This is a genomic window from Rhodococcus tukisamuensis NBRC 100609, from assembly GCF_001894985.1.
Classification (GTDB): Bacteria; Actinomycetota; Actinomycetes; order Mycobacteriales; family Mycobacteriaceae; genus Rhodococcus_G; species Rhodococcus_G tukisamuensis.
The window spans coordinates 219,567-233,372 of record NZ_BCXG01000001.1 but is presented as its reverse complement, the minus strand read 5'-3'; the positions used below and the strand labels follow the sequence as shown (position 1 = coordinate 233,372).

The 13,806-nt window shown below is 70.4% G+C and carries 18 protein-coding genes; 13 read left to right on the top strand and 5 right to left on the bottom strand.

Features of this window, described 5'->3' with window-relative positions; genetic code table 11:
* Positions 1 to 3: 3 nt before the first annotated feature.
* From RT2_RS01070 to RT2_RS01045, 6 genes are all read left to right on the top strand, one after another.
* Complete coding sequence (locus tag RT2_RS01070; RefSeq protein WP_072842663.1) at positions 4 to 1,140, top strand: ABC transporter substrate-binding protein; 1,137 nt, start codon at positions 4 to 6, stop codon at positions 1,138 to 1,140.
* Positions 1,137 to 2,015, top strand: a complete 879-nt coding sequence (locus RT2_RS01065) for an ABC transporter permease (RefSeq protein ID WP_072842662.1) — start codon at positions 1,137 to 1,139, stop codon at positions 2,013 to 2,015. The genes RT2_RS01070 and RT2_RS01065 overlap by 4 nt, the downstream gene beginning before the upstream one ends.
* On the top strand, positions 2,003 to 2,965 hold the full coding sequence (locus RT2_RS01060; RefSeq protein WP_139191197.1) for an ABC transporter permease: 963 nt from the start codon (positions 2,003 to 2,005) through the stop codon (positions 2,963 to 2,965). The genes RT2_RS01065 and RT2_RS01060 overlap by 13 nt, the downstream gene beginning before the upstream one ends.
* Complete coding sequence (locus RT2_RS01055; protein ID WP_072842660.1) at positions 2,962 to 4,050, top strand: ABC transporter ATP-binding protein; 1,089 nt, start codon at positions 2,962 to 2,964, stop codon at positions 4,048 to 4,050. The genes RT2_RS01060 and RT2_RS01055 overlap by 4 nt, the downstream gene beginning before the upstream one ends.
* Before the next feature lie 249 nt (positions 4,051 to 4,299).
* Positions 4,300 to 4,818 carry a GNAT family N-acetyltransferase gene (locus RT2_RS01050; protein ID WP_072842659.1) on the top strand — a complete coding sequence of 173 codons (519 nt, stop codon included), beginning with the start codon at positions 4,300 to 4,302 and terminating at the stop codon, positions 4,816 to 4,818.
* Positions 4,819 to 4,943: 125 nt separating this feature from the next.
* Positions 4,944 to 5,249 (top strand): hypothetical protein, encoded by a 306-nt coding sequence (locus RT2_RS01045; RefSeq protein WP_139191196.1) that lies wholly within the window; start codon positions 4,944 to 4,946, stop codon positions 5,247 to 5,249.
* A gap of 17 nt (positions 5,250 to 5,266) precedes the next feature.
* Here the strand turns inward: RT2_RS01045 and RT2_RS01040 are convergent, their stop codons facing one another.
* Both RT2_RS01040 and RT2_RS01035 read right to left on the bottom strand, forming a co-directional pair.
* The gene (locus RT2_RS01040) at positions 5,267 to 5,851 is read right to left on the bottom strand and encodes a Clp protease N-terminal domain-containing protein (protein WP_072842657.1); all 585 of its coding nucleotides are present in this window, start codon (positions 5,849 to 5,851) and stop codon (positions 5,267 to 5,269) included.
* 4 nt (positions 5,852 to 5,855) lie between these two features.
* Complete coding sequence (locus RT2_RS01035; RefSeq protein ID WP_072842656.1) at positions 5,856 to 6,071, bottom strand: helix-turn-helix domain-containing protein; 216 nt, start codon at positions 6,069 to 6,071, stop codon at positions 5,856 to 5,858.
* A 118-nt stretch (positions 6,072 to 6,189) separates the two neighbouring features.
* On the opposite strand from RT2_RS01035, the gene RT2_RS01030 reads away from it, so the two are divergent.
* Positions 6,190 to 6,507 carry a hypothetical protein gene (locus RT2_RS01030; RefSeq protein ID WP_072842655.1) on the top strand — a complete coding sequence of 106 codons (318 nt, stop codon included), beginning with the start codon at positions 6,190 to 6,192 and terminating at the stop codon, positions 6,505 to 6,507.
* 18 nt (positions 6,508 to 6,525) lie between these two features.
* Here RT2_RS01030 and RT2_RS01025 read toward each other — a convergent pair whose 3' ends face one another.
* The gene (locus RT2_RS01025) at positions 6,526 to 7,014 is read right to left on the bottom strand and encodes a DUF8021 domain-containing protein (protein ID WP_072842654.1); all 489 of its coding nucleotides are present in this window, start codon (positions 7,012 to 7,014) and stop codon (positions 6,526 to 6,528) included.
* A gap of 243 nt (positions 7,015 to 7,257) precedes the next feature.
* Here RT2_RS01025 and RT2_RS01020 point away from each other — a divergent pair, with 243 nt between their 5' ends.
* The 3 genes from RT2_RS01020 to RT2_RS01015 all read left to right on the top strand — a co-directional run bounded on the left by RT2_RS01020 (position 7,258) and on the right by RT2_RS01015 (position 9,990).
* The gene (locus tag RT2_RS01020; protein WP_083576988.1) at positions 7,258 to 7,728 is read left to right on the top strand and encodes a cupin domain-containing protein; all 471 of its coding nucleotides are present in this window, start codon (positions 7,258 to 7,260) and stop codon (positions 7,726 to 7,728) included.
* 129 nt (positions 7,729 to 7,857) lie between these two features.
* On the top strand, positions 7,858 to 7,992 hold the full coding sequence (locus RT2_RS26250; RefSeq protein ID WP_255312487.1) for a hypothetical protein: 135 nt from the start codon (positions 7,858 to 7,860) through the stop codon (positions 7,990 to 7,992).
* A 108-nt stretch (positions 7,993 to 8,100) separates the two neighbouring features.
* Entirely contained in the window at positions 8,101 to 9,990 is a 1,890-nt protein-coding gene (locus RT2_RS01015; RefSeq protein WP_072842652.1) for an ABC transporter ATP-binding protein, read from the top strand.
* Between the two features lie 112 nt (positions 9,991 to 10,102).
* Here the strand turns inward: RT2_RS01015 and cds1 are convergent, their stop codons facing one another.
* Together cds1 and RT2_RS01005 are read right to left on the bottom strand one after the other, a co-directional pair.
* On the bottom strand, positions 10,103 to 11,194 hold the full coding sequence (cds1, locus tag RT2_RS01010) for an L-cysteine desulfhydrase Cds1 (RefSeq protein ID WP_072842651.1): 1,092 nt from the start codon (positions 11,192 to 11,194) through the stop codon (positions 10,103 to 10,105).
* Positions 11,191 to 11,511, bottom strand: coding sequence for a DUF4229 domain-containing protein (locus RT2_RS01005; protein WP_072842650.1), 321 nt, complete (start codon positions 11,509 to 11,511; stop codon positions 11,191 to 11,193). The genes cds1 and RT2_RS01005 overlap by 4 nt, the downstream gene beginning before the upstream one ends.
* Positions 11,512 to 11,683: 172 nt before the next feature.
* Here RT2_RS01005 and RT2_RS01000 point away from each other — a divergent pair, with 172 nt between their 5' ends.
* From RT2_RS01000 to RT2_RS00990, 3 genes are all read left to right on the top strand, one after another.
* Positions 11,684 to 11,902 (top strand): BldC family transcriptional regulator, encoded by a 219-nt coding sequence (locus RT2_RS01000; RefSeq protein WP_072842649.1) that lies wholly within the window; start codon positions 11,684 to 11,686, stop codon positions 11,900 to 11,902.
* A gap of 208 nt (positions 11,903 to 12,110) precedes the next feature.
* Positions 12,111 to 12,584, top strand: a complete 474-nt coding sequence (locus tag RT2_RS00995; protein WP_072842648.1) for a Zn-ribbon domain-containing OB-fold protein — start codon at positions 12,111 to 12,113, stop codon at positions 12,582 to 12,584.
* On the top strand, positions 12,581 to 13,771 hold the full coding sequence (locus RT2_RS00990) for a lipid-transfer protein (protein ID WP_072842647.1): 1,191 nt from the start codon (positions 12,581 to 12,583) through the stop codon (positions 13,769 to 13,771). Before RT2_RS00995 ends, RT2_RS00990 begins: the two co-directional genes overlap by 4 nt.
* Positions 13,772 to 13,806: the final 35 nt, after the last annotated feature.

Below are 13,806 nucleotides of genomic sequence, written 5' to 3'. Positions count from 1 at the left end.
ACTATGAAGCGTCCCAATTCGAGATCGGTCCTCGTCGCGCTCGCCGCGGCCGTGACCCTGTCCCTGACCGGTTGTTCCGCCACCGGTGACACGTCCTCGGACGGATGGCGCACCGCCGAGTCCGCGGCGGCCGGTGGCGGCATGGACGCCCTGGTCGAGGCTGCCCAGGCCGAGGGCAAGTTGAATGTGATGGGGCTGTACCCGACCTGGGCCAACTACGGCGAACTGCTCGACGCGTTCTCGGCGAAGTACGGCATCGAGGTCGTCAACGACACCTCGCAGGGCACCAGCCAGGACCAGGTCAACGCGATCGAACAGCGCATCGGCCAGGACCGCTCGCTGGACTACCTCGACACCGGCATCCCGTTCGCCGACGCCGCCGCGGCCAAGGGCCTGCTGGCCTCCTACACCCCCGTCGGCGCAGCTCGTCTGCCGGCCGCCATGCACCAGCAGGACCGGCAGTGGACGAGCCAGTACGGCGGCTACATGAGCATCGGCTGCGACGCCTCCCGGGTGCGTACCTGCCCGACGTCCTTCGCCGCACTCGCCGATCCGCAATACCGGGGCCAGGTGGCCGCACTGGAGGACCCCCAGACCGGGAACATGCAGTTCAACGCAGTCTGGGCAATGTCGCTGGCCAACGGCGGTTCCCTCGACGACATCACCCCCGGCATCGAGTTCATCGGCTCGCTCGTGCGCAACGGCAACCAGGCCCCGGTGACGCCGAACACCGGCACCATCGAGCGCGGCGAGACCCCGATCGTGGTGGCATGGGACTACACGAACATCGCCTCCGCGGAAGAGCTGAAGGCCGCCGGCATCCCGTTCGAGGTACACGTACCCACCGATGCCCTGTGGTCGGAGTACTACGCGGCCTCGATCAACGCCGACGCCCCGAACCCGGCTGCCGCGCGGCTCTGGATGGAGTACATCTTCAGCGACGAGGGCCAGAACATCTTCCTCGCCGGCAAGACCCGTCCGGCCCGGATGGAGGAGATGCGGGCGTCGGGCACCCTGGACCCGACCGCCGAGGCGGCGCTGCCGCCGGTCACCGGTGCCGCGACGCTGGCCTCCGCAGCCCAGCGGGAGGCCGCCAAGAAGACCCTGAACGCCAACTGGGACGAGACGGTCAACAGATGAGTCCGCAGCCTCGGGTGGGCCGGCTGCCGGCCGCTCTGCAGGGGATCTCGGGCCTGATCCCCTTCCTCGCCTTCACCGCCGTCTTCCTGGGGCTGCCCCTCATCGGCCTTGTCGTCTCGGCCTTCCTGATCACCGACCCCGACAACCCGCGGTCGAAGGTGTTCTCGCTGGACAACTTCCGGGCCAGCTTCACCGGCTCGGCGGGTGACGCAATGCTCACCAGCCTCGGTGTCAGCCTGGTTGCCGCTACCATCGCCACCGTCCTCGGTGTCCTGCTCACCCAGGCGATCGTGTACACCGGCTCCGAACGCCTGCAGAAGGTCACCACGGTGCTCTCGAGCGTGCTCGCCAACTCCGGTGGGGTCAGCCTGGCATTCTCGTTCATCGTCGTGCTGGGCAGCACCGGCGTGCTCACCAGTCTGTTCAGCCTGGACGAGACCTCCTTCAGCCTGTACAGCGCGGCCGGACTGGTGCTGATGTACCAGTACTTCCTGATCCCGACCATGGTCATGGTCAGCTACCCGACCATGGCCGCGCTGCGCCAGGAGTGGAAGGACGCGGCCGCCGCCCTGGGCGCGACGCCGCGGCAGTTCTGGCGCACCGTGGGCGTCCCGATCGTGCTGCCGGCGGTGACCAGTGGCTTCGTGCTGCTCTTCGGCGCCTCGCTGGCCACCCACGTCTCGGCCGCGGCCCTGGTCGGGGGCGCGGGCTTCTCGCTGATCACCCTCAAGATCGCCGGCGCCCTGTCCGGCGGCAACGCCGCGGGCCTCGAGAACGTGGCGATGGCCATGAGCGTGAACCTGGTGCTCATCGCGGCGGTGACGCTGCTGGCGTACCTGCCGCTGCAACGAAGGAGCCGGGCATGGCTGTCGTAGACGAGCGGCCGGCCCCGAGCCTCCTCGACGCCGGTGTGGTATCCCCGGTCCCCCGGCCGGTGCCGGACGCCACGGCCTCCCGTCGGCCACGGCTGCCTCGGTTACCGCGGATCGTGCGGTTACCGCGGATCGTGCGGGTACCGCGGGCGGCGGCGTGGGGACTGATCGCCGTCGTCGCGCTCTACTTCGCGGTACCGATGATCGCCTCGCTGCAGTACAGCGTGTGGTTGCCGAACCGGGGCTGGACGTTCGCCGCGTACCTCGACGCGTTCTCCTCGAACGGGGTGATGACGGCTCTGGTGTTCTCCGTCGGGCTGGCACTGGTCTCGGTCGCGGGCCTGGTCGGGCTGCTGGTGCCGACGATGGTCTACGTCCACCTGCGGGCACAGCGGTTTCGCACCCTCGTCGAGGTGATCTGCACGCTGCCGCTGGTGATCCCGGGGATCGCCCTGGTTGCCGGAATCACCGCAACGCTCAAGTACGGCTCGAGCTTCGGACGCGGGTCAGCCCCGGCCGCCGTCAGCCAGTTCCTCCAGCACCCGAGCTTCCCGATCGTTCTGGTCGGCACCTACATCGTGATGCTGCTGCCCTTCACCTATCGGGTCCTCGACGCCGCGTTGACCGCCGTCCCGCTGCGCACCCTGATGGAGGGCGCACGCAGCCTCGGCGCCCCGACCCGGACCGCCATGGTCACCGTCCTGCTGCCGAACATCGTTCCGGCGCTGTGGTTCTGCCTGTTCTTCGGGCTGTCCGCCGGGATGGCGGAGTACACCGTCTCCGCCACCCTGGGCTACCACACACTGTCCGTCGAGCTACTGACGCTGGCCGGCAACAACTTCCGCAGCTCCATCTCGCTGTCGCTGCTCGTCACCCTGCTCAGCTGGGCCCTGATGATCGTCGTCATGCTCAGCGCCACCCGTGCCACCAAGGCCAGGAAGGTACAGCCGTGAGAAACCACTTCAGCCCACACCACGGGGCCGGCGCCGAGGTCGAATACGTCGGCGTCACCAAGAAATTCGGAGACAACACCGTCCTCGACAGCCTCGACCTGCGGATCGAGCCGGGCGAGTTCGTCGCACTGCTCGGCCCGTCGGGATGCGGGAAGACCACCGCGCTGCGCATCCTCGGCGGGTTCGAGACGCCGACCACCGGAATCGTGAAGATCGCCGGCGCGCCGATGACCGACGTGCCCGCACACCGCCGCGGCGTCGGGATGGTGTTCCAGTCCTACAGCCTGTTCCCACACCTGACCGTCGCACAGAACATCGCGTACGGGCTCGCGCTGCGGAAGGCACCGCGTGCCGAGAGAACCGCGCGGGTACGCGAGTTGCTCGACGTCATCGGCATGCGCGGCTTCGACGACCGGTACCCAGCCCAGCTCTCCGGCGGACAGCAGCAGCGGGTGGCACTGGCGCGGGCACTGGCCACGAGCCCGGGAATCCTGCTGCTGGACGAGCCTCTCTCGGCCCTGGACGCCCAGGTGCGCGCTTCGCTTCGCGAGGAAATCCGACAGATCCAGCTACGGCTGGGGGTGACTGTGCTGTTCGTGACCCACGACCAGGAGGAGGCACTGGCGATGGCCGACCGAGTGGCCGTGATGCGCGCCGGCCGGATCGAGCAGATCGCGAACCCCACAACTCTGTACAACGATCCCGCCACCGAGTTCGTCGCCACCTTCGTGGGGACCACCAATGTTCTGGAGATTCCTCGCGGCGCACCGATTCCGAGCGTGTGGCAGCCGCGGCGGTCGCAGTCGCCTGACAAGTTGTTCGTCCGGCCGGAGGCATTGAGCTGCGAACCCAGCGCCTCCGGAGCGGGAGAGGTGGTGGGGCATCTGTTCATGGGGTCGACCACCCGCGTCACCGTCCGAACCGGCGTCGGCGAGCACCCGGTTCGGATCGACCTGCCCTCCCACCTGGCCATGGCAACCCCGGTAGGTCAACGGGTCGACATTCGCCTGCGCAGGCGGCCGGCACTGAGGGAAGACGCCGCGGGGAATGCCATCGCCACACCGGAACTCGTGGCTGTGAGCTAGGACGTGTCTCCTAATCCCACTCGGATGCACCCGGCGAAACAATCGTCGTCCGGCAAGGCGGAGGAGAAGCCGATACCGGGGTTGTATCGGCGCCGACGACAACGCCGCGGGGCGGCGATTGAGCGCCGGTGGCGCCGAAACGGGGATTGGGAGGCATGTCCTAGTCGACCGGCGCTGCCATACTCGAGTCGGCTACTGCGCCTGCCGACCGACGACAGCAGGACGAGCAGCCGAGAGGTGGCGCCACACATGCTGATCCGTCCGGCAACCGACAGTGACCTCGCCCTGCTGCCCGAAATCGAGGTGGCGGCCGGTGAGGCCTTCCGCGCGCTCGGCATGGACGCCGTGGCCGACGACGCACCCCCGACCGTCGAGGAACTGGCGGCGTACCAGGTCGACGGCCGGGCCTGGGTCGCGGTCGACGCCGCGGACCGACCCGTCGGCTACGCGCTGGCCCTGGAGGTCGACGGCGGTGCCCACCTCGAGCAGGTCACGGTGCACCCTGCGGCGGCCGGGCACCGGATCGGCTCGGCCCTGATCGACGAGGTGGACCGCTGGGCGGCCGGGCACGGGCTGGCGTGGCTGACCCTGACCACCTTCGTCGACGTCCCCTGGAATGCGCCGTACTACGACCGACTCGGGTTCCGGGCGATGGCGGCGGAGACGTTGCCGGCCGGGTTGCGGTCGATCCGCGAGCACGAGCGCGCGCACGGTCTCGACGCCTGGCCGCGGGTCACCATGCGGCGCGCGGTCGGCGGCACGGGGTAGGCGGGCCGGGATTGCCCAGGTGGTACCGACCGGCGCGGGCGCGTAATACTGGGAGGGTCGTCCGGCACCGGAGTTCGAGCGCACGGGAGTCCGGGCGTGTGATCACCGAGGGCAAGGAGCCCATCATGAGCACACTCGTCATCGTGCGATTCCTCGTTGCGGACATGTCGGCGGCCAAGAAGACCCTCGCCGACAACGCGGCACTGCTCGAAGAAATCGGTACCGAGGCCAAGAAGAGCGGCGCCCGGCACCACCGGTTCGCGGAGGGCATCGGCGAACTCGTCGCGATCGACGAATGGGACTCCGTCGAGGCCTTCCAGAACTTCTTCGACGACAACCCGAAGATCGCCACCGTCACCAAGAAAGCCGGCGCCCAGATGCCGCCGTCCCTGGAGTTCCTCGCCGGCGTCGAGGCCGCGGGCACCTTCTGACCGGGCGGGCCCGCTACCTAGGCCGCGCGGTCGAGCAGCGCGAGTACCCGGCCCCGCAGCTCGGCGGGTGTCAGGTGTCGGGCGATCACCGCGGCCGCGTCGTCGTCGCCCCCACGGACGACGCCCAGCAGCAGGTGCTCGGCGCCGATGTGACCGTCCTTGCGGGCCAACGCCTCTCGCAGTGACAGCTCGATCGCCTTCTTCGCACCCGGGGTGAACGGGATGTGCCCGCTCCCCTTCAGCCCGAACCAGCCGCGCCGCTCCGTGGTCTCCGCCGACTCCGCGCGGTCGAGCGCGTCCTCGCCGAAGGTGGCGTCGAGGCTCTCCCGCACCGCGTCGAGGTCGATGCCGATCGACCGCAGCGCCGCCGCGTCCTCCTCACCGAGGGCCTGCCCGCCGCGTCGGCGCGCGACCTCCGCGCGGGTGTCCGCGATCGTGAGTCCGGCGTCGGAGAGGACCGCCCCGAGCGGAGTGCCCGCGGCGCCGACCAGCACGCCGAGCAGGAGGTGCACGACCTCGATCCGGGGCGCCTTCAACGCCTTGGCCTCTGCCTGCGCGTCGATCACGGCCTCGCGGGCCTGCGTCGTGAACCGTTCGAACATGGGACTACCGCCCTCTCCGGTTGTGCTTCTGGTGGACCGCCTGCCTGCTGACCTCGAGCGACTCCGCGATGGCCTGCCAGGACCAGCCCTGGTCGCGGGCGTTCTGGACCTGGATGGCCTCGAGCCGTTCGAGCAGTCGGCGAAGGGCAAGGACGGCCCGGAGCCCGACCTTCGGGTCGGGACTGCCTGCCGCCGCCGCGAGTGACGTTGCCTCGGTCATGTTGTCAATTTAAATTGACAACATGGGGACGTCAAGAGAGGTTGACAGATCGGGGTCGGGTGGGACCGCGGCTACGGTGGTGTCCAGCCCACCCGACCGACCCCGAGGAGCCCAGCCGATGTCCGTGTTCGACGCCACCCTGCCCAAGACCGCCACCTCCGCGCTTGCCGCGGCGGGACTCGTCGGCGGTTACGCCGTGGCCCGGCAGACCGAGAACCGGCAGCTCGGCGGCGCGGTCCTCGCCGTCGTCGGCGCCGTGTGCACCACCAACTGGGTGCGGACCTCCGGCGCGGCCCGCGGGGCGGCTCTGCTGGGCACCTACGTCGGGGCGTTCAGCGCGTCCCACCCACTGGCGAAGAAGATCGGCGCCTGGCCGTCCGTCGGCGCCGTCGCCGTCGGTACCGCGCTCGTCGCGCAGCTGGTCAGCAAGGGCTGACGGCGCCCCGGGCCCGTCCTACGAGCCCGAGTTGCCGAGAGACTTCGGGGTGATGCGCGCGACGATCGCGTGGATCGAGCCGTCCCGGACCTCGAAGGTCTCGACGATCTCGACGGTCATCAGCCGGGCGCCCGCGATCCCCGCGTCGAGCAGGTAGCGGGTCGACACCACGTCCCCGGACTCGGACATCTCGAGGTCCCGGATGCCCTGGATGACCCGGTACTGCGGGCCGTGCGCGAGGTCCCACGTCATCTGCGAGCCGGAGAACCCGGTCTTGAGGCCCGCCTCGACGCGGGTGGCGCGGGGGGCGAACCGGACGGCGCTCGAGTCGTGGGAGATCAGCGCGTCGATGTAGGCGCGGGCCACCGCCTCCCGGGCGGAGTCGATGCGTGACGGGTCCGCGGAGATCGCGGGGCCTCCGCCCGCGCGGCCGGAGGTCCGCCCGGCGGCGACCAGGGCGACGACGGCGGCCGTGACGGACAGGGTGAGAACTCGACGGGTGCGCATGCCGCGATCCTAGTGAGCGCCACCCGCGCGGTCCGACGTTCGGTCGATCAGCCGAAGGGGACGCGGTCGAGCCAGGAACGCCGAGTCGGCTCCGCGGCGTGCCGCTCCACTTCGTGCAGGACGTTCTGGGGCATTCGACGGCGCGAGCGCCCGCCTCTGCGTCACCATCGAGGGGGAGAGCGCCTCGCCCAGGGTCCGCGACCCGCGGCGCCCCGAGGATCTCCGGACCGAACGGACCCGGACATGCCTGCCATGACCACGTTTGCCAAGCTCGCCGCCCCCGCCGCCCTCGCCTCGGCCCTACTCGGCGCCGTCGCCCCCGCACACGCGACGCCGTCGCAGGGGGTCACCGCCGAGACCCTCACCCAGTTCGAGATCCCCGGGTCCTGGCTGCCCGGGCCGCCGGCCGGCCACCCCGCGGTGCCCGAACAGGTGTCGACGACGCTGCGGCGGATCGTGATCGCGCCCGGCGGCAGTACCGGATGGCACCACCACCGCGGCCACGTCCAGGGACTGGTCGCCGAGGGGACGCTCACCCGGGTGTTCGCCGACTGCTCGCAGCAGGCGTCGCCCGCGGGGTCCTGGGTCACCGAGGAACCCACCGGTGACCACGTCGGGCGCAACCTCGGCACCACGCCCGTCGTGCTGCTGGTGACCTACGCGCTGCCCGACGGCGAACCCTTCTCGCAGGACGCGCCGGCCCACTGCCCCTGACCCGACGCAGCACATCCGATTGCGGACCGTGACTGTCCGCGATCGCTCCCAGGGTCCGTCGGAGACCACGAATCGTCCCCGACGGAGGACCCATGGAACGACCCCTTCACCATCGTCGCGCCCCTGGACGTGCTCGACGACCTACGGCGCCGGCTCGAGCACACCCGCCGGCCCGACTTCGAGGAGCCGGAGCTGACGGCCGGCGACATCCGGGCCTTCGTCGCCGGGCTGAGCGGGGTCGAGTTCGCGGCGGATTTGACCTGAAGTGCACTTGAGGTCCTACCGTCGGGCAGGCGAGGCGTGGAACGGGATGTCACACCCCCCTCGTAGCGTTGCACCGGTCAACAACGAACACCGAGAGGTCCACCCCCCATGAGCATGGAATCGGTTGCCTGGTCCTCGATGCACCAGATGATGACCGCACAGGACGAAAAACGTCCCTTCTCCCGCGCGACGCTGCGCCGGATCCTCGGATTCGCGCAGCCGCACCGACGTCGGCTGGTGCTGTTCCTCGTGATCAGCGTCGCGACCGCGGCGCTGGCGGTCGCCACCCCGGTGCTGGCCGGCCGCGTCGTCGACGCCATCGTCTCCGGCTCCGACACCGGCGTCGTGGTGCGGCTCGCGCTGCTGATCGCGGTGATCGCGATCGTCGAGGCCGCGCTGGGGCTCTACAACCGGTTCCTCTCGTCGAGCATCGGCGAGGGCCTGATCCTGGACCTGCGGACGGCCGTCTTCGACCACGTCCAGAAGATGCCGGTCGCGTTCTTCACCCGCACCCGCACCGGCGCGCTGGTCAGCCGGCTCAACAACGACGTCATCGGCGCCCAGCGGGCCTTCAGCAACACCCTCTCCGGAGTGGTCGCGAACCTGGTGACGCTGACCCTGACGCTGGTGGTGATGCTCGGAATCTCCTGGCAGATCACCCTGCTCTCACTGCTGCTGCTGCCGGTGTTCGTGCTGCCCGCGCGGCGGATCGGCCGGCGGATGGCGGGGATGCAGCGTGAGGCCGCCAACCTGAACGCCTCGATGAGCACCCAGATGACCGAGCGCTTCTCCGCACCGGGCGCCACGCTGGTCAAGCTCTTCGGCCGGCCTGCCGACGAGTCCGCCCAGTTCGAGCTGCGGGCCCGGCGGGTCCGCGACATCGGCGTCCGCACCGCGATGACGCAGTCCGCGTTCGTGACGGCCCTGACGCTGGTCTCCGCGCTCGCGCTGGCCCTGGTGTACGGCCTGGGCGGCTGGTTCGCGCTGGCGGGCACGCTGGATGCCGGTTCGGTGGTCTCGCTGGCGCTGCTGCTGACCCGGCTGTATGCGCCCCTGACGTCGCTGGCCAGCGCCCGCGTCGACGTGATGAGCGCGCTGGTCAGCTTCGAGCGGGTCTTCGAGGTGCTGGACCTGCCGCCGCTGATCGCCGAGCCCGAGCACCCGAGGCCGCTGCCCGACGGCCCGGTCGCCGTCGAGTTCGACGGCGTCGACTTCGCCTATCCGTCGGCGGACAAGGTGTCGCTGGCATCCCTCGAGGAGGTCGCCGGGCTGGACACCCGGGGCGGGGTGCAGGTGCTGCACGACGTCTCGTTCCGCGTCGAGCCCGGGCAGATGGTGGCGCTGGTCGGCTCCTCCGGGGCAGGCAAGTCGACGATCGCGCAGCTGTTGCCACGCCTCTACGACACCGACTCCGGCGCCGTCCGGCTGTCCGGGGTGGACGTACGGGACCTGTCCGCGGCGTCGATCCGCCAGTCGGTGGGGATGGTCACCCAGGACGGCCACCTCTTCCACGAGTCGGTGCGGGCGAACCTCGTGCTGGCCAAGCCCGGGGCCACCGACGAGGAGCTGTGGGAGGTGCTCGGCCGGGCCCGCCTGACCGATCTCGTCGAGTCCTTGCCGGAGGGGCTGTCCACCGTCGTCGGCGAGCGCGGCTACCGGCTCTCCGGCGGCGAACGCCAGCGCCTGACCATCGCGCGACTGCTGCTCGCCCACCCGCGGGTGGTGATCCTCGACGAGGCCACCGCACACCTGGACTCCACCTCGGAGGCGGCCGTGCAAGCCGCCCTCGCCGAGGCGCTGGCCGGGCGGACCTCGGTGGTGATCGCGCACCGTCTCTCCACGATCCGGGCCGCCGACCTCATCCTGGTCGTCGAGGACGGCCGGGTGGTCGAGCGGGGCAGCCACACCGAACTGCTCGCGGCCCGCGGCCGGTACGAGGAGCTCTACCGCACCCAGTTCGCGGACGGCGACGCCGAGGTCCAGGTGCCCGCCCGCTGACCGCGGGTCCGCACCCGCCTGCTGCCGTCGCCCGGGTTTCGACCCGGGCGACGGTCGTCGGGTTGTCGGACCACGGCCGGGCAGGTCGGGACCGGGCGGGCCACGGGCCGGGTCAGGCCTGCCAGCGCCCGGTGGCCACGAAGGTGTCGAGGACCGCCGTCGGGCCGGTCAGGTCCAGGCCCTCACCGCGCACCCACTCGTCGTCGAAGTAGGTGTCCGCGTACCGCTCGCCGCCGTCGCACAGCAGCGTCACCACGCTGCCGCTGCGTCCGTCCGCGAGCATCTGCGCGATCACCCCGAACGCGCCCCACAGGTTGGTCCCGGTGGAACCGCCGACCCGGCGGCCCAGCGCCCGGCTGGCGTGCCGCGCGGCGGCAATCGAACCGGCGTCGGGCACCGTCACCATCCGGTCCACCACCTGGCCCACGAACGACGGCTCGACGCGCGGACGGCCGATCCCCTCGATCCGGGACGGCATCCCGGTCTCGAAGTCGGCGCTGGCGGTCCGGTAGCCGCCGATGAACGCCGAGTTCTCCGGGTCCACCACCAGCAGCCGCGTCGCGTGCCTGCGGTACCTGACGTACCGGCCGATGGTCGCGCTGGTGCCGCCGGTGCCGGCACCGACCACCACCCACTCCGGGACCGGATGCTGCTCGAGCGTCATCTGCTGGAAGATCGACTCGGCGATGTTGTTGTTCCCGCGCCAGTCGGTGGCCCGCTCGGCGTGCGTGAACTGGTCCATGTAGTGCCCGTTGCACTCGGCCGCGAGACGGCCGGCCTCCGCGTAGATCTCCGACGGGGTGTCGATGAAGTGGCAGCTGCCGCCCTGCGCCTCGATCAGCGCGATCTTCGCCGGACTCGTGCTGCGCGGCATCACCGCGACGAAGTCCAGGCCGAGCAGCTTGGCGAAGTAGGCCTCGCTGACCGCCGTCGACCCCGACGACGCCTCGATCACCGTGGTGTCCTCGGTGACCCAGCCGTTGCAGATCGAGTACAGGAACAGCGAGCGCGCCAGCCGGTGCTTGAGGCTGCCGGTGATGTGAGTTGACTCGTCCTTGAGGTAGAGCGCGACGTTCCATTCCGACGGCAGCGGGTAGCGCAGCAGGTGGGTGTCCGCGCTGCGCTGGGTGTCCGCATCGATCAGCCGGACCGCGTTGTCCACCCAGTCCCGCGCGGCACTGTGGTCGACCGTCGTGTCGCTCACTTGGTGCCGTCGTCGCCACGCAGCTTGGACCGCAGGTCGTCGCGGTCGCGACGGCGTTGCTCGTCCACCGCGGCGATCTGCACGTTGACCCGGGTACGCAGCTTCGCGAACAGCACCAGCGACAGCGGCAGCGCGATGATCACGGAGAAGATGGCCGCGACGAGCAGCGGGACCTCCACGCCGACCAGCTTGCTCACGCCCACGATGAGCGCCGCGACCAGGATGACCAGACCCAGCCGCGCGACGGTGTAGAGAGCCAGGTCACGGGCGAGCTTGCCCTTGGCGGAGGGGGCGGGGTTCTGGGATGCGTCAGTCACCCTCCCAGGCTACCGACCCCCGTTCAGGCGGCGCAGTCGCGCACGTCCCGGTTGCCGGACCTGTCCGTTATGTCCATTACCTCCGCTTTACTCGAATTAGGCGGTTCGAGTACCCGGGGGTCCCGATGCCACCATGACGCTGAACCCACCGGCACGACCCGTAAGGATCTCGATGAGCATCCCCGCATTCCAGCAAGCCAACGACTCACTGCTGACCCCCGGCCAGGTGGCGGCGATGTTCCATGTGGATCCGAAGACGGTGACGCGCTGGGCGCATGCGGGCCGACTCGGCTCGCTGCGCACCCCCGGCGGCCACCGACGCTTCCGCGAGTCCGAGGTGCTGGCCCTGCTCGAGTCACTCACCACCGAGGCCACCCCCCGACATCTCTGAGACAGACATCTCCGAGACCAACGTCTCCGAGACCCGCTGCCACGGAACCCGCCCGACGAGTCCGGTCAGTGGGAAATCTTCGGCAACCCGATGCGACCTCGTGTAATACTGCAACACGTTTCATTTCCGGGCACGGTGCCGTTTCCGGTCACGTCGTCACGCGTGAGTCGGCCACGGCGAACTGGCCCGACCAGCAGATGAGGATTGCATGAGCGACATCGCGACGCCAGCGGTGCAGGGCTGGTTCACCACCGGGCCGGCGCCGGCCCTGATCGGTACCGAGTGCCGGTCCTGCGGCACCATCTCCTTCCCGCGGGAGACCACCTTCTGCAAGAACCCGGCCTGCTCCGGCGAGGAGTTCGTCGACACCGAACTCTCCCGCCGCGGCACCGTGTGGTCCTACACGGACGCCCAGTACCAGCCGCCGGCCCCGTACATCCCGGTCACCGACCCGTACGTGCCGTTCGCGCTGGCCGCGGTCGAGCTGCCCGAGGGCCTCGTGGTGCTCGGGCAGGTGGCCGAGGGCTACGGCGTCGACGACCTGAAGGTCGGGGACCCCGTCGACCTGGTCGTCGAGACCCTGTACACCGACGAGACCGGCGAGCGCACCATCTGGCGATGGAAGCCCGTCGCCGCCGCAACGAACAGCGCCACCGCAACGAACAACGAGGAGCAGGCATGAGCAACGACGTCGCCATCCTCGGCGTGGGGATGCACCCCTGGGGCAAGTGGGGCCAGTCGTTCGTCAAGTACGGCGTCGCCGCGGCCCGGGCCGCCCTCACCGACTCCGGTGTGAACTGGCAGGACGTCGACTTCATCGTCGGCGGTGAGACCGTCCGCAACGGCTACGGCGGATACGTCGCAGGCGCCACCTTCGCCCAGGCACTGGGCTGGAACGGCGCCCGCGTCGCCACCTCGTACGCGGCGTGCGCCACCGGCGCCCAGGCCCTGGACACCGCCCGCGCGCGGATCCTCGCGGGCCTGAGCGAGGTCGCCCTGGTCGTCGGTGCCGACACCACCCCGAAGGGCTTCCTGGCCCCGGTCGCCGGCGAGCGCTGGGACGACCCGGACTGGCTGCGGTTCCGCCTCATGGGCATGACCAACCCGGCGTACTTCGCGCTCAACGCGCGGCGCCGAATCGACCTGTACGGCGCGACGTCCGAGGACTTCGCCGCGGTCAAGGTCAAGAACGCGCGACACGGGCTCAACAACCCCAACGCGCGGTACCGCAAGGAGGTCTCGGCCGCGGACGTGCTGGCCTCCCCCGTGGTGTCCAACCCGCTGCACCTGCTCGACATCTGCGCCACCTCCGACGGCGGCGCGGCGATCATCCTCACCTCGATGGAGTACGCCCGCAAGATGGGCATCGCCGAGCCGGTACGGATCAGCGCGATCTCCACCGTCACGCCGACGTTCCCGCAGACCATCATGGACATGCCGAACTTCTCCACCGACTCCGCGTCGGCGGTGCCCGCTCCGGAACTCACGTTCAAGGAGTCCATCGGTCACGCGGCCTACGAGGAGGCCGGCATCTCGCCGGAGGACGTCGACGTCGCCGAGGTCTACGACCTCGCCACCTCGGTCGAACTGGACTGGATCGAGGACCTCGCGCTGTGCAAGCGCGGCGAGGCCGAGCACCTGCTGCGTGCGGGCGAGACCACCATCGGCGGCCGGATCCCGGTCAACCCGTCCGGCGGCCTGGCCTGCTTCGGCGAGGCCGTCCCGGCGCAGGCGCTCGCGCAGGTCTGCGAGCTCACCTGGCAGCTGCGCGGCCAGGCCGAGGGCCGTCAGGTCGAGGGCGCCCGAGTGGGCATCACCGCGAACCAGGGCCTCTTCGGCCACGGCTCGTCGGTGATCGTCTCCGTCTGACGTCCCCACCCGCGCACCCGCACCACAGTGTCTCG

What these genes read in the sequence shown, in the direction of transcription:
- RT2_RS01070 (WP_072842663.1), top strand. Translation starts at nt 4, where the DNA reads ATGAAGCGTCCCAATTCGAGATCGGTCCTCGTCGCGCTCGCCGCGGCC.
- RT2_RS00995 (WP_072842648.1), top strand. Translation starts at nt 12,111, where the DNA reads ATGAGCGACATCGCGACGCCAGCGGTGCAGGGCTGGTTCACCACCGGG.
- RT2_RS01015 (WP_072842652.1), top strand. Translation starts at nt 8,101, where the DNA reads ATGAGCATGGAATCGGTTGCCTGGTCCTCGATGCACCAGATGATGACC.
- RT2_RS01045 (WP_139191196.1), top strand. Translation starts at nt 4,944, where the DNA reads ATGAGCACACTCGTCATCGTGCGATTCCTCGTTGCGGACATGTCGGCG.
- RT2_RS01040 (WP_072842657.1), bottom strand. Translation starts at nt 5,851, where the DNA reads ATGTTCGAACGGTTCACGACGCAGGCCCGCGAGGCCGTGATCGACGCG.
- RT2_RS01050 (WP_072842659.1), top strand. Translation starts at nt 4,300, where the DNA reads ATGCTGATCCGTCCGGCAACCGACAGTGACCTCGCCCTGCTGCCCGAA.
- RT2_RS01065 (WP_072842662.1), top strand. Translation starts at nt 1,137, where the DNA reads ATGAGTCCGCAGCCTCGGGTGGGCCGGCTGCCGGCCGCTCTGCAGGGG.
- RT2_RS01000 (WP_072842649.1), top strand. Translation starts at nt 11,684, where the DNA reads ATGAGCATCCCCGCATTCCAGCAAGCCAACGACTCACTGCTGACCCCC.
- RT2_RS01025 (WP_072842654.1), bottom strand. Translation starts at nt 7,014, where the DNA reads ATGCGCACCCGTCGAGTTCTCACCCTGTCCGTCACGGCCGCCGTCGTC.
- RT2_RS01030 (WP_072842655.1), top strand. Translation starts at nt 6,190, where the DNA reads ATGTCCGTGTTCGACGCCACCCTGCCCAAGACCGCCACCTCCGCGCTT.
- RT2_RS01035 (WP_072842656.1), bottom strand. Translation starts at nt 6,071, where the DNA reads ATGACCGAGGCAACGTCACTCGCGGCGGCGGCAGGCAGTCCCGACCCG.
- RT2_RS00990 (WP_072842647.1), top strand. Translation starts at nt 12,581, where the DNA reads ATGAGCAACGACGTCGCCATCCTCGGCGTGGGGATGCACCCCTGGGGC.
- RT2_RS01020 (WP_083576988.1), top strand. Translation starts at nt 7,258, where the DNA reads ATGCCTGCCATGACCACGTTTGCCAAGCTCGCCGCCCCCGCCGCCCTC.
- RT2_RS01060 (WP_139191197.1), top strand. Translation starts at nt 2,003, where the DNA reads ATGGCTGTCGTAGACGAGCGGCCGGCCCCGAGCCTCCTCGACGCCGGT.